The sequence below is a fragment of the Halobacillus sp. GSS1 genome (assembly GCF_017307035.1).
Classification (GTDB): Bacteria; Bacillota; Bacilli; order Bacillales; family Halobacillaceae; genus Halobacillus; species Halobacillus litoralis.
Window position 1 is genome coordinate 15,275 of the sequence record NZ_JAFLHE010000023.1, and the last position, 14,646, is coordinate 29,920.

Sequence of the window (14,646 nt, forward strand, 5' to 3'; positions counted from 1 at the left end):
AAGACAAACCATTCCTCACAGCCTCTTTAAAACCGCTAGCAGCTTTAAAATGTGAGAATCAAAAGAGCCCTATGTACCATAGAGCTCTGGATGATGTATAGGCTCTTATCCTTCTTTCAAAGATTGATTCAGATCTTCCCAAAGGTCCTCAACGGATTCAAGACCGGCGGATAGACGGATGAGTGTATCCGTAATGCCCATTTCCTGTCTCTTTTCTTCTGGAACGACGGCATGAGTCATGGTGGCCGGATGCTGGATAAGGGTTTCTGCATCACCAAGACTGACCGCAATTTGAATCAGATGGAGGCGGTCCATGAATTGCTGGGCTTCTTTTTTACCTCCTTCTATTTCAAAAGCAAGTACACCTCCGCCTGTTTTCATTTGCTTTTCAACGATGTTGAATTGCTCATTCCCTTCCATTCCTGGGTAATATACGTGTTTTACTTTTGGATGGTTATCCAGCCTTTTAGCCAGATCAAGAGCGTTTATGCTGTGACGATCCATACGCACATGAAGAGTCTTTAAGCCTCTGAGTAAAAGCCAGGCATCAAAGGGGGACAGGACACCGCCGATATCTTTCTGTTGTGACATAGCCAAGTCATCCATAAATTCTTTCTTTCCTACGACCAGGCCTGCAATGACATCTCCGTGACCACCGATGTATTTGGTGGCACTGTGCAAAACAATATCACACCCAAGATCCAATGGTCGCTGGAGGTATGGTGTGCAGAAAGTGTTGTCGACAACGACCGGGATGCCATATTCTTTCGCCACCCGTGCCACCATAGCAAGATCGATGATTTTCATCGTCGGGTTGATCGGAGTCTCAATAAATATACAACGGGTATCCGGAGTGATCTTCGCCTTCACATCTTCCTCTGTTTCCATATAGCTAAAATCATGAGTGATCGCATATTTTTCTTCAAACATCTGCAGTAAACCATAAGTACAGCCATATAGACCGTTCGAACATAATACATGGTCACCAGCTTTTGTGAGTGCTATTAATACTGCAGATACAGCAGCCATGCCTGAAGCGAAAGCCAAACCACGATCTCCGCCCTCAAGAGTGGCAATGCGGTTTTCCAACGTCCGCACAGTCGGGTTCCCAAGTCTCGTATAAATGTATCCTTCCTCTTCACCAGCGAATCTTCTTTCACCTTCCGCTGCAGAAGAAAAAGAAAAGGTGGAGGTTTGAAAAATCGGTGTCGTCAAGCTGCCGTCATACTTCTCTACTTTTTCATCATTATGGATCATCGCTGTTTCTATCCGTTTCTCTTTATTTTTCAAAACGGCCTTCCCCCTTCGTTTTGTAAGCGTTTTCAATTAATTGTAACAAAAGAAGGAGAAAAAGACCTCCTTCTTAACTACTATATTCAATCTTATGTTCAGCGTTCGAGCGGACCTTTCTTCCATGCAATAGAATATAAAGGAAGACCGCACCCAATACGACAAAAGAACTATTGAAATAGAGCGAGGAAAACCCAATACCTGTAGCAATTGCTCCAACAACATAGGATCCTACTCCGATTCCAATATCAAAAATCGTAAAGAAAGTGGCTGTAGCTGAACCTGCCCTTTCTGGTACTTTTTTCAAAGCGATGGTCTGCATACTTGGAACGAGCGTACCCCATCCGAGACCGATCAATCCTCCAGCCAAAAGCAATACAAAAGCCGTGCTGGCAAAACTTAAAACCATCATCCCTGCACCAAAAATAAGAATCGAAGGGATCACGATCACATTTTCTCCATATTGATCAAACCATCTTCCGGTAAATGGACGGGAGACAAGCAGTACAAGTGCATAGACGACGAAGAAATAACTAGCTGCCTCTGCAAGGCCGAGCTGGTTTGCATAGACGGAAACAAACGATAACACTCCCGCGTACGCAAGCGCCATGACGGCACCGGTCAACGCAATAGGAAGCACAGGTTTTTCTAAAAGATTGTGCATGTTCGGGACTATACTTCTCTTCCCAGGTACAGGAAGAGGCTCTACACGAATCACAATCCCTGTAAGCAAAGCCAGGACGGCCAGGACGACACAAACGTAGAACATTACGGTGAACCCGGCCGTCTGAATTAAAGTAAGACCGAGAAAAGGACCAATCACCATCGCGAAATTCATCGACATCGCAAAATAACCGAGCCCCTCCCCTTTTCTTTGATCTGGAACAACATCGGCAGCAATAGCCCCTAGAGCTGTCGTTCCCATCCCGAAACCGACCCCTTGTATGAAACGAATGGTTAAAAGGGCAGAAAAGGAGTCAAACCATAGATACAAAAAGGAACTTCCTAAAAATATGCTTAAAGCGATTACGACCACAGGCTTGCGTCCAAAGGATTCCACCCACTGTCCTGAAAGTGGACGTATAAGAATAGCTGCCAGCAGGAAGACCGTAATAATTAAGCCGGCTTCCCCCTCGGCCACTCCAATGGATTCCATCGAATAGATCGGCATCGTCACGAACAAAAGATAAAACACTAAAAAGACGAGAAAATTGCTCGCACATACATTAAGAAAACTGGATGTCCATAAACGAGGTGCCCTTTTCATTCGCTTTTCCCCCTTTCCTCTTCAATCAGCCGGGAGAGTGTAAATACATGCTCTTCCAATACCGCTTCCCTTTGATCACCGTAACGTTCTAATAAACGTGATTCTGCTTTTTGTATGGCCTGCTGCCAAACTGGATAGCGTTCTCTTCCTGATTTCGTCAAAGTGATATCATTCGTGCGTTGATCGATGCTTTTGTTTTTCGCGATATACCCGAGAGTCTCCAGTTTAGCGATGACCCTTGATAAAGGAGGTGCTTCGATATTCAACCGGTCTTTGAGCTCTGCCTGTGTCATCGATCCTCCATGGCAGTGCAATTGGAACAATACCGCCCAGTGAGACATATAAATATCTTCGCCCTGCAATCCTTCATTCAAAAATTGATTCACATTTCTCGACAATTGTTGGATATGGTGAAAAATTAAACTCATGATGTATGCTCCCTTTCGTTACCTAGGTAACATTATTGACAAAAAAAGGGCTCTCTTAAAGAGAGCATCTTAAGAAATCATAACATGGATTCAACCGTTCTGCTATCTTTCTACCTTATCGGTGAAATGGTCATGATAGAGCTGTTCAGACCAGGCAATGGCCTGGCCGTACACTTCAAATACTTCCGAATAGGATAAATTCCATTCAGCCAAGTGTTTTTCCAGCCATTCAAAATCTGCCTTTTCCATCGCTACAGCCAAATCCAACACGAGCCGGTACGTATTCTGCTGTCCCTCTAATGCATTCTTTATCTCTTCATCAAGAGGCAGTGAGCCCACCACTTCATGCGCAGGTCGTTGGGTAATTACATCAATCAGCGACATGAATCCAGTCAGGAAATAACCGTCCGCCTTCTTTTCCGCCCTGATTCTGACGGCCATCTGTTCACAAAGTTTGGCACGGACAAGACTCGTTTTGATAACAAGCTGGGATTGGGTCGAGGTAACCGCCGTGGTTTGTTCCACTGATAATACGTACAGCCACTTTTTCAATCCTTCTGTCCCTAACAGCATGACGGCTTGTCTGATGGATTGGATCGGTACTCTTGTCCGTTGCTGGGATGAATTGATCAAGCGGAGCAATTTGTAAGTAAGGGCTAGATCTTGTTCCATAATTTCCGTTACTTTTTCAATATTAATGTCGTCATTCGTAGCTGTAAGCTCTTTGATCATTTGAAAATAGGTGGAGGAAAGAAAAGGGATATCCATCCCTTTTACGATCACCGGTTTACTGAAATAAAACCCCTGGAAGAGGGAGAAACCTTCTTCTATGCACTGTTGATGCTCTTCATGGGTTTCCACTTTTTCCGCTAACAACGTCACCTCATACTCTTTCCCTAACTGAATGATCCGGGCCCGGTTCTCGTCTGTCACTTCCCGAATGTCCACTTTTAAAATGTCCACATAATGAAGGAGTTCATACACGGAAGGCCTGTCGATATCGATGACATCATCCAGCGCGATTAAATATCCTTTTTCCTTCAAGGTTCTGCACACTCGGATAAGGTCAAGGCTGAAAGAAACGTGTTCAAGGATCTCCACGACCAGTTGTTCAGAATTAAAGTATTCAGGGACTTGTTCCAGCAGGAGATCCTCCGTGAAATTGATAAAACATGGCTTGTTGTGCGACAATCGCTCTAAGCCAATCGTAACGAAACTATTCATCAACACTTCTGAGGTTGCCTGACTTCCCTCCATAGGAACGAACCGATTTTCTTCACTGTTCCGATACAGCAGTTCATAGGCAAATATATCATTCTCAACTGTCAAAATCGGCTGCCGCGCCACGAATACTTCCATCCTGCTTACCACCTTCATACGTTTCTTCCCATCTTGTTCAAGTATACTACAAAGCCTAAATGTTGTTAATTTTTCCATGGAAAAATACATGAAACCTTCAGACAGGGAAAGACTGAAAGAAACGAGTCACTCAGGAGGGAAAGTCATGGAACAACACGAGAAATGGACTCAGCCAGAACCCTTATGGCGTGAAAATATGTCACTGCCCACTTTTGAAGCTCTGAAAGAAGATACAACGACAGAGGTGGCTGTCGTTGGTGGAGGGATCACCGGGATTACGACCGCGTACCTTCTAGCGAAAGCAGGAAAAAAAGTAACCCTTATCGAAGCGGACGAGTTATTGAATGGTACGACAGGTCATACAACCGCAAAAGTAACCGCTCAACACGGATTGATCTACCACGAATTATTGAATCATTTTGGTGAAGAGGAGGCATCCCTCTATTACCAGGCCCAAATGAGTGCCTTGCAATCCATGGAAGAATGGATTGATAAATATCAGATCGACTGCAACTGGGTGAAAGAGGATGCCTACCTTTTCTCAACCACTAAGCAAGGTGCGCGTAAATTGAAAAATGAGTATGAAGCCTATCAAAAGCTGGGCATTCCAGGCGGCACAATTGACGCCCTTCCTTTTGAAATGGAAGCTACCCAAGCGCTAAGCATGAAGAATCAGGCCCGCTTCCACCCGATCAAGTACTTAGCTGCTCTCATTGACGAATTCGTTAAAATGGGCGGGGAAATTTTTGAACATACCAAAGCGACAGATGTGAAAGAAAAGGACCGCATAGAGATTCAAACGGGGGATGGGCATACACTTGCCTGTGAGAAATTAGTTTCATGCAGCCACTTCCCTTTTTACGATGGAAAAGGGCTCTATTTCAGCCGCATGTATGCCGAGCGTTCCTACCTTCTTGCCATAGAACCCGAGAAAGAAGTGCCTGAGGGGATGTATTTGTCGATCGATGAACCGAAACGTTCCATCCGTACGGCTGAATACAATGGGAAACCGGTGTTGTTGATTGGTGGAGAAAGCCATAAGACAGGGCAAGGTGTGGATACATCATTCCATTACCATGCTCTCGAGGAATTTGCCGCTCAGACGTTCGGCATTAAAGAAAAACTGTTCCAATGGTCAGCTCAGGATCTAACGACACTTGATAAAGTCCCTTATATCGGACCGATCACACGGAACAACGATCGCGTATTCATCGCTACAGGTTTCCGTAAATGGGGCATGACGAACGGGACACTTGCAGCTAAACTGATTTGCGATTATGTCCTTGGTGAGGAATCTCTTTTTCACGAACTGTTCAAACCTACACGCTTCAAGTCAGACCCTAGCATGAAGCAGTTTTTATCCCAGAACTTCGATGTTGCTGTCCACTTGGTCGAAGGGAAACTGGAACTTGTAGCCGATCGCCCGAATTCTCTCAAAAAAGGGGAAGGAATGGTCGTCCAGTGGCGCGGTGAAAGAGCCGGTGCGTACAGAGATGATGAAGGTAAGCTCCATGTCCTCGACACGACCTGCACACATCTGGGGTGTGAAGTCGAATGGAATAGTGGCGAACATACATGGGACTGCCCTTGCCACGGATCCCGTTTTTCCTATGATGGAACGGTGGTCGAAGGACCTGCCGACAAGCCTCTAATGAAGATTGCATTGGAAGGGGAACCGGATCACCACGCGCCACTAGGAGAAAGCAGTGAGGAAGAACACGGCGAACAACCTTAATGTGCATGGCCCATCATACGGGCCATGCATTTTTCAAGCTTCCCCTTTCGAACGGTGATATAATGAAGCGGATGAACAACTATCCCGATTTACGAAAGGGTCCTCACCATGATCAATGAACAAAAACTCGGTGTTACCTATACGGCTGGAGCCTACATATTGTGGGGAGTGCTCCCCATTTACTGGAAGATGATTCAAGAGATTCCTGCTTTTGAAATCCTGGCGCACCGCATCGTCTGGTCCTTCCTCTTCATGGGAATCATAATCATGATTACAAGAAAACAGAAAGAATTTATACGGGAATGCCGACAAATCGTAAAAAATAAAAAGCAATTGATCGGCATCACCCTCGCCTCCATCACCATCAGCATCAACTGGGTTACCTATATCCTTGCGGTCAATACGGATCACGTCGTTGAAGCTAGTCTTGGTTATTACATCAATCCACTCGTGAGTATTCTACTCGGAATGATTGTCTTAAAAGAAAAATTTTCAAAAGCTCAATGGCTTGCTTTCTTACTAGCTGCACTCGGCGTCATTTATATGACGGTCAACTTTGGTTCTGTGCCGTGGCTTGCTCTGTTGCTTGCCTTCAGCTTTGGATCGTACGGACTCTTGAAAAAACTTGTTCCTTTGAATGCCATGTTCGGTTTGACGATCGAAACGTTGATTGTCACGCCAATCGCTATGGTCTTTCTTCTTCAGCAACAATCAGGCCAATGGTCCACCATAGACTTTTGGTCATGGACGACTGCCATTGTTTTTGGCGCCGGAATCGTCACAGCCATCCCCCTCCTTTTATTTTCAGGAGGGGCAAAAAGAATTCCCTTATCCATGGTAGGGTTCCTTCAGTATTTCGCGCCCACCATCATGCTCATCATAGGGATCTTCCTATATGATGAACCATTTACAGATGTTCACGCTGTATCTTTCACCCTTATATGGGCAGGACTGGCGGTTTATACCATCACAAGAGTGAAACGATTGAAAAGATACGAAGCGAAAGCAAGTTAAAAAGGTTGGGCGGCATGTTATGAATGCCGCCCAACCTTTTCTCGAAGGCTTCGGGCTCCTTTGGCGCGATTCGGGGCTCCTTTGGCGCGATTCGGGGCTCCTTTGGCGCGATTCGGGGCTCCTTTGGCGCGATTCGGGGCTCCTTTGGCGCGATTCGGGGCTCCTTTGGCGCGATTCGGGGCTCCTTTGGCGCGAAAGGTCATCCTCGAAACGGATGACCTTTCGCTTTGTTATGCGAGCTCACCAACTCAAGTAGGCTGCCGCATCTTTTCCAGATAGGTAGGCACTTTCAAACCGCGTGCGCCCCGCTTCATCATTCAGCCTTAAGAACGCGTCCCCGGCAACCACCAGGCGTCCATCACCTGAAAGATCGACATAAGGCTGCCGCATCACTTTTTTCGCCTGTGCGTATCTCCAACGTTTCAACTGTTCGGACTCCAACTGCTTCCAATTCAAATACCCGGCTGCTTTTTCTTTAATTAAAGACATCACGTAATCTTCACCATAATGTTTACGTGACCACTCTGCTTCCATATAGACACTCACAACCGTATCATCCGATATCCCTTTTTTTCGATGGTCCACCATCCGTTCCATCCCTTCAGGAAGGCCAACATCTACATGGCCATCTTCCGGCAATTCCGTCTCTTCTCTGAAATGGAAAATGCCTACATACGTTGGTTCAAAATAAATGTCCTTCAGCTGCTTCAGTTCTTCTTCATCAACCTCCACTTCACTATTCTTCAATAGTTCAATGATTTGCGGGGAAGGCATCGTGAGCAGGACTTTATCTGACTGCCATTCCTTCCCGTCTTCGCTGTAAAGACGGTATCCTCCCTCTACTTCAAGCATTTTGACTACTTTCGTATGTAGGGCAGTTGGAAGGTCTGAGGCTAACTGCTTCGCAAGTCCGTTCATTCCTTGGACAGCGGTGTAACGAGGGTACTTTTCCCCAAACCATTGTTTAATCCACCCTTGTTCTAGCCATTCCTGCACCTCATCTTCTAATTCATCTGTTCGTACAGTGAAAAATTGCGCCCCGTGATCGGCCCGCCCATCTGCAACTCTTCTCGTTGCCAGTCGGCCACCGACACTTTTACTTTTATCTGTTAACAACAGGCTGCTTCTCCCCTGTTTCTTTAATCTCCGTGCTGCTGTTATGCCGGCCAGCCCAGCCCCTATGATCGTAATTTCATAATGCTCCATCCAAATCCCTCCATTAAGCGATTTATAGTCCATTCCCACTGCCATATAATTAAAAACGATAAACTTTCCTACTAATGTATAAAAAAAGAACATCCTCGCCATGTGAGGATGTTCTTATTCTACCAAAATCTATTTCGTAGTTTGTGTCTTTTTCTGTCTACGGAACTTCATTAATATTTCGTACGCGAGCGGTACGATGAGTAGTGTTAGGAGTGTGGAACTCGCTAACCCTCCGATAACCGTAACTCCAAGACCTTTACTGATGATCGAACCGCCTTCAAACCCAAGAGCCAGCGGAAGCAGAGCTCCAATAGTGGCAAGAGCTGTCATCAATATTGGACGAAGTCTTGTCATTCCTGCATCAAGCAAAGCTTCGCGTGTGGAGAAGCCTTCTTTTTCTCTATAAATGACACGGTCGATAAGAACAATCGCATTGGTTACAACAATTCCGATCAGCATCAATGCACCAATCATGGCAGAAATACTTAGGGTTTCTCCACTGATCAATAGTCCAAGAACCGCTCCGATAATGGTAAACGGCAAGGAGAATAGAATGGCTAGTGGAGCCAGTCCTCCGCCAAAGAATACGACAAGGATTAAGTACACGATTGCGATCGCTGCAAGCATTGCTATACCTAATTGGGAGAAGGACTCATTGATATCCTCCGCTACCCCTCCTTGAGTAATTTCAACACCGGAAGGCGTATCAATCTCCTGTGCTTTTTCATTGATTTCCTGAGACACAGCACCTACATCATCGACTGTAATCTCCGCACTGACACTTGCATACACGCGTCCATTTCTTCGTGTAATCGTATCAGCTGTTGTCCCCTCTTCAACTTCGACAAGTTCACTGATTGCCACTGTCTGACCCGTTGGAGAAGTGATTTCTTTTTCTGTTAAGTCCTCAATTCCAGCAATATCTTCTTTTTCTACTTCGAGATAGACATTCAATTCCTCTCCATCCCGTTCAATCGTCGTAATCACTGGCTCCTGACGATTTTGTCCAAGCTCCATACCGATTTGTGCAGCCGTTAGGCCTAACTCACTTAAGCGTTCATGGTCGGCTACAAGCGTGTACTCTTCGTAGGATTCTGAAAGACTGGAATCGACGTTTCTCAACTTCTCTTCTTCTGCAAGAAGTTCTTCTAATTCAGTAACGACCGGTTTGATTTCGTCTGTATTATCTCCGTACACCCGCAGTTCAAGACCACTGCTCGATCCAGCTCCAGAGAAATCCTGACTCATCCATTCGCCATTTTCCGTTTGTTCATTCAGGCTGTCTATGACAGCTTGCGTTTCTTCCGAAAATTCTTCGGTATCATCCGCATATTCCACGTAGAACATCGCCTGGTTGGAAGCCCCAGGGTTCATCGGGTTTTCGCCTCCAACAGAGTATTGAACCGTTTCGGCTCCATCACGGTCCATAAAGAACTGCTGCGCATCTTCAGCAATACGTTCCACGTCTTCTGACGTCTGTCCCGGCTCAGGGCTGAAAGTTGCAATGACCATCTTCTGTTCTTGTTCAGGAAGGAAACTCGTTCCCACAAATGGGAGAAGAGCAATACTCCCGACCAGAACCAAGACAGCAACTATGCTTGAAATGATTTTATGATTCAACGTGCTGTTTAGGATTTTTTTGTAGAAGAGAGCGAGTTTCCCTGCCCCTTCTTCATGTGTACGTCCTTTTATTTTCGACTCTTTTAATAGAGAGTGGGACAGCATCGGAACTATGGTAACAGCCACAAGTAGAGATGCTAACAAGGCAAAAACAACCGTTAGGGCAAACGGTAGGAATATTTGACCGACTGTACCTTCAACAAGGCCAAGCGGCAGGAATACAGCGATGGTTACAAGCGTCGAAGAAAGGATCGGCATGAACATTTCTTTCGTCGATTCGCGAATCAGTGCTTTTCCTTTTAATGTCTCTTCCGACAGCGACATCCGCCTGTATATATTCTCAACAACGACAATCGAGTCATCCACCACACGCCCAATCGCAACCGTCATGGCTCCGAGGGTCATGATATTCAACGTGATGTCCATCCAGTTCAAGAATAGAATGGCAATCAGTAAAGATAGCGGAATGGAAATGACCGAGATCAGTGTCGTCTTGATGTTACGTAAGAACAACAAGATGACAAGGACAGCGAAAATTCCACCAAACAATGCTTTATTAAGCATCGTACTGACAGACTCTTCGATCGGCTCTCCCTGGTCGAAAGAGTACACGAACTCTACCCCATCCAGTTCTTCCTGGAAAGATTCTGTTTCTTCTTTTACTAGGTTTACGACATCAACGGTATTGGCTTCCTGAGATTTGACAATTTGCAGAGAAATGGAATCTTCCCCATTCGTACGGGAGATGGATTCAGCTTCTCCAACGACCTCTACATCAGCAATTTCGCCTAGGGTAACCGTCGGGATTCCATCCATGGCCGGCATGTCAGCAGTCGCAGATCCCTGCCCTTGACCTCCTTGCTGAGCTTCAGGAGGAATTTGACCCGCTCCTTGTGAAGGCATTTGTTGACCAGGTTGACTTCCTCCTGCTGAAGGAATAGCAGGAATCTGCAATTCTCTCAACTCTTCTACACTTGTAAGGTTGCCATCAATCACGACAGATTTTTGAGTATCATCAAAAGTGTACAAGCCTAATGGGAAGGAAACGTCCGAACCTTGAATGAAACTCGTAATGGTTTCTTTATCAAGACCCCGCTCATTCAACACTTCTTCATTCAAATCAATGCGGACTTCTTCCAGCTGCTGCCCGGAAACCTGCACATCCGCGACACCTTCAAGGCCTTCAAGAGATGGCACGATCTCTTCTTCTACTGTTTTCGTTAATTGTTCAAGTGATCCATCTCCATTGATGGCACTTAAACTCACGACAGGAAAGGCGTTAAAGTTCAGACGTGATACAGAAGGCTCTTCTGCTCCGTCCGGCAAAGCAACCTCATCGACTGCTTCTTGCAATTCATCCTCTGCTTCATCTAAACTTTTATCAAAGCTATATTCCAACTGAAGTGAGGAAGCATTTTGAAAAGAGGAAGAACTGACCGTTTTCACTCCACCCAAATTGCTTACTTGCTTTTCAAGTGGTTCTGATATTTGATCAGCCACTTCTTGTGGTGTAGCCCCTGGATACGTCGTGGTCACCGTAATGATCGGCGGCTCAATATCCGGTATGGTTTCAAGCTTCATATTCAATCCTGCATATAAACCTGCAGCGGTAATGAGGATTGTCATAAGCCAAATCGCAAATTTGTTATTCATCGAAAAATCGATGATTCGTTTCATACTCAACTCTCCCCTTTATTGACCAGTTAGTCACAACATTATAAAATATAAATGACCAACCGGTCAGAGGTCAAGGGAAAACATCAACTTTTCCAAGTTTGAAGGAGCGACAACCATGGAACAAAAATCAATATATATTATCGAACAATCCATCAAGCTGTTTGCTAAAAAAGGATTCAGCTCTACTTCCGTCCAGGAAATCGCAAGCGCATGCGGAATATCAAAAGGAGCTTTCTACCTCCATTTTAAATCGAAAGATGCTCTGCTGTTAGACATATTCAACTATTATTATCAACGGATTCAAACACGCATTGATGAAATTCAAAAGCTCGATGCGGATGATCGTACGAAGTTTAAGAAACAACTGCAAGTCACTTTCGAAGAACTGGCCAACCACAGGGAATTCATTATTATGCAAATCCGGGAACAAGCCATTCCCTTCAATGAGAATATCGAACAATTTCTTACTCAAATGCGGGTGAACTCTTATCTTTTTTACAAAAGTCACTTGCAAAACATCTATCAGCATCAGGTGGATGAAACTGTATGGGAGGTCAGTCTGATTCTACAGGGGATGTTCAAAGGGTACATGGATCTCATTATTATCGAGGGGGCTGATCTAGACCTAGAGTTGCTGGCAGACGCCATGTTACGTAGAACGGACTATATTGTAGAAGGGTTTCAAAGGAGCGGTGACCAACCAGTCATAACGGGAGGAACCATGCGGCAGCTCTTACCCCCTATGTTCTACGGAGAAGAAAAAGAACAGTTGCTATTAAACTTAGAAGAACTAGCCAATGATGGGAATCAGGAGATGAAAGATACGGTGCATGTCCTGACGGAAGAAATGAAAAGGGACCAGCCCAGGTCTGCCATTCTAAAGGGGATGATGGCAAACCTTGAAGGGGAACCGCTTTTCAAAGAAACCATCGAAAGCATAAAAAAATACTACCAGTTATAAAATCATTTAATAATCATAGTAAAAAGCTCAGGCATAGCCTGAGCTTTTTTATTATACACGCTCTGCTTCCAGTACTTCATCGAGAATTGGATAGACAGCTTCTACGCCTTCTTCTGCTATTAAGCAAGCTACACCAAGCGGAGTTTCCCAAAAGGAATCAGGAATATAAGGGTTTTTAAGCCCTGCCGGCTGGTAAAGCGAACGATAGATGCGGTTCAAATGCTGCCTGGTCTCTTCAGGATCTCTTTCCTTTTCACCCCGGGCGATTAAGAACACGTAACGCATGGACTGAAACAAGTTATCTCCTGGCATGAACGTATATTCCTTGAAGAATTTCAGCTGTTCCTGCGCTTTTTCCTTCAACCCCGATTGGACCGCAAGATCATCGAGATGCTGTTGTAAATGATTGTACACTTGTTGGAAAACTCTTCGTTTTTCATCCTGCATGACTTTATCATTATAGATTTCCTGCAATTTAGTAAATGCGGTTTCTTTCGTCCATTCCACCTTGATCACCTCATTACCTACATTCGACTTTTCTCCCTAAGATTCCTTTTTAAAACCGAACTGTTCTGCTTCCATTTGCATCGCTGTATGAAGAAGAGGAAAATCAGCCGCATCTTTTTCTAAATGACGGGATAAATTCGGAACAAGTTTGTTCCATACCATTGGATTTGCTGCCATCGATTGAAACAGAGCCACTTCATTATCTGACCATTTTCTTAGGGACTGGACGTATTGAAGAGTCATTTGAAAACCAGGGAGAAGCTGCTCGTCCCTTTTCCGTGCAAACTCCTTCATTGCCTCATCTCTCGGGACTCCCTCATCCATTTTCAAGCATGCATCGGCGAGTAAAAATGACTGCATAAAGGCATCATTGATCCCCAACCCTGTACTCGGGTCTTTGCTGTGACCAGCGTCGCCGATTAATACCCAGCCACCTCCATAGGCCGTTCGGAAGAAATTCGGCATGCCTGGTGTTCCTATCATCTTTCCTTGAAGCTTGGCACCTTTCATTCTTTCTCTCATTCTATACATTTGATCAAACGTTTGTTTAAACGAATCTTCCGGATTTTTCATCATCGTTTTGAATTCTTCTGGATGGATTTCGATGCCCAGGCAGTCCCGGTTGGGCTCCATCGGGAAAACAAAACCGATGCGGCCTTCATGAAGGAAAATCTCTGTAGCAGGTTCTGATAAGGGTTCTACCCCCTCAAAGTAGCCGTAGATGACCGGGCGCAATGGTTTCGTTTCTTCATACTTTTCTGAACCGGCCCAGTGGGCGATGTTTGAGTTTTTCCCATCCGCGCCAACGATCAACTCAGCATAGACATTCTGCGATGCCCCTTTTTCTATTAGACTGAGGCCGACGACCTTCCCTTCTTCCCATATCAACTCTCGTGCTGCCGTTTCAGGTTTAAATTGGACGGAGGGGAAAGTAAGCGCTCGTTCAATCAGCATGGAGTCGAGTTTGTCTCTTCTTGGAATGATAGTATAGGATGTTCGCGGTCCTTCTACGAAGCTGCTTCCAATATAGGTCCGCATCCTCGTTACTTTTCTCAAACCCGACTCCTCCAGTTGCTTAAGCACGCCCAATTTTTCTAAAAACCCTGTGTGGGACATAAAATGAGTAGACAGGGTATCACTTGGAAAACTGGCTTTATCGACAAGGAGGACTTTCTTTCCCATCTCTCCTAGTAAAATAGCTAAACTTGCGCCGGCTACACGTGCACCGACGATAATGACATCATAATGATGATTCATGATTGCACACACCTTCACGTAACGTTTACCTCCATCATAACTGGACCACCACAAAAACTCTAGAGTGGTTTGTTGTAGATAAGCTCCCTATTCTTTAAGACTCAGTTTCGAGACTTTTGTTGGGTAGATAGGGGCGGAGGGGAATAGCTCGCTTTCCGCGGGAGCGCGGTGAGCCTCCTCGGACTGCGTCCTGTGGGGTCTCACCAAGCACTTTTTTCCTCCTAGTTATCCGGTTCCGGCGCCTAGCGACTAGTGAGACTTCCCTCGCTTCTGTACGATAAGTCAACATCGAATCACTTCGTTCTCCGTGTTTCCTTTATCTCCT

Annotated in this window: 11 protein-coding genes; 3 read left to right on the forward strand and 8 right to left on the reverse strand. The window is 45.3% G+C overall.

From position 1 onward, the window contains the following. Positions 1-105: 105 nt before the first annotated feature. From megL to J0K78_RS19510, 4 genes are all read right to left on the reverse strand, one after another. Positions 106-1,290, reverse strand: coding sequence for a methionine gamma-lyase (megL, locus tag J0K78_RS19495; RefSeq protein ID WP_206948561.1), 1,185 nt, complete (start codon positions 1,288-1,290; stop codon positions 106-108). 73 nt (positions 1,291-1,363) lie between these two features. Next, a complete protein-coding gene (locus J0K78_RS19500; protein ID WP_206948562.1) occupies positions 1,364-2,557 on the reverse strand; it encodes an MFS transporter in 1,194 nt (397 codons plus the stop codon). Then, positions 2,554-2,985 (reverse strand): MarR family winged helix-turn-helix transcriptional regulator, encoded by a 432-nt coding sequence (locus J0K78_RS19505; protein ID WP_206948563.1) that lies wholly within the window; start codon positions 2,983-2,985, stop codon positions 2,554-2,556. Before J0K78_RS19505 ends, J0K78_RS19500 begins: the two co-directional genes overlap by 4 nt. A gap of 102 nt (positions 2,986-3,087) precedes the next feature. Beyond that, positions 3,088-4,344, reverse strand: a complete 1,257-nt coding sequence (locus tag J0K78_RS19510; RefSeq protein WP_206948564.1) for an EAL and HDOD domain-containing protein — start codon at positions 4,342-4,344, stop codon at positions 3,088-3,090. A gap of 145 nt (positions 4,345-4,489) precedes the next feature. On the opposite strand from J0K78_RS19510, the gene J0K78_RS19515 reads away from it, so the two are divergent. Together J0K78_RS19515 and rarD are read left to right on the forward strand one after the other, a co-directional pair. After that, positions 4,490-6,079, forward strand: coding sequence for an FAD-dependent oxidoreductase (locus J0K78_RS19515; RefSeq protein WP_206948565.1), 1,590 nt, complete (start codon positions 4,490-4,492; stop codon positions 6,077-6,079). A gap of 108 nt (positions 6,080-6,187) precedes the next feature. Next, positions 6,188-7,093 carry an EamA family transporter RarD gene (rarD, locus tag J0K78_RS19520; RefSeq protein WP_206948566.1) on the forward strand — a complete coding sequence of 302 codons (906 nt, stop codon included), beginning with the start codon at positions 6,188-6,190 and terminating at the stop codon, positions 7,091-7,093. A gap of 240 nt (positions 7,094-7,333) precedes the next feature. Here rarD and J0K78_RS19525 read toward each other — a convergent pair whose 3' ends face one another. Together J0K78_RS19525 and J0K78_RS19530 are read right to left on the reverse strand one after the other, a co-directional pair. Continuing rightward, a complete protein-coding gene (locus tag J0K78_RS19525) occupies positions 7,334-8,299 on the reverse strand; it encodes an NAD(P)/FAD-dependent oxidoreductase (protein WP_206948567.1) in 966 nt (321 codons plus the stop codon). A 129-nt stretch (positions 8,300-8,428) separates the two neighbouring features. Then, on the reverse strand, positions 8,429-11,596 hold the full coding sequence (locus J0K78_RS19530; RefSeq protein ID WP_206948568.1) for an efflux RND transporter permease subunit: 3,168 nt from the start codon (positions 11,594-11,596) through the stop codon (positions 8,429-8,431). A gap of 115 nt (positions 11,597-11,711) precedes the next feature. On the opposite strand from J0K78_RS19530, the gene J0K78_RS19535 reads away from it, so the two are divergent. Beyond that, positions 11,712-12,557 carry a TetR/AcrR family transcriptional regulator gene (locus J0K78_RS19535; protein WP_206948569.1) on the forward strand — a complete coding sequence of 282 codons (846 nt, stop codon included), beginning with the start codon at positions 11,712-11,714 and terminating at the stop codon, positions 12,555-12,557. 51 nt (positions 12,558-12,608) lie between these two features. Here the strand turns inward: J0K78_RS19535 and J0K78_RS19540 are convergent, their stop codons facing one another. Next, complete coding sequence (locus J0K78_RS19540; protein ID WP_206948570.1) at positions 12,609-13,064, reverse strand: hypothetical protein; 456 nt, start codon at positions 13,062-13,064, stop codon at positions 12,609-12,611. A 36-nt stretch (positions 13,065-13,100) separates the two neighbouring features. Next, the gene (locus J0K78_RS19545) at positions 13,101-14,321 is read right to left on the reverse strand and encodes an NAD(P)/FAD-dependent oxidoreductase (protein ID WP_206948571.1); all 1,221 of its coding nucleotides are present in this window, start codon (positions 14,319-14,321) and stop codon (positions 13,101-13,103) included. Positions 14,322-14,646 lie beyond the last annotated feature (325 nt).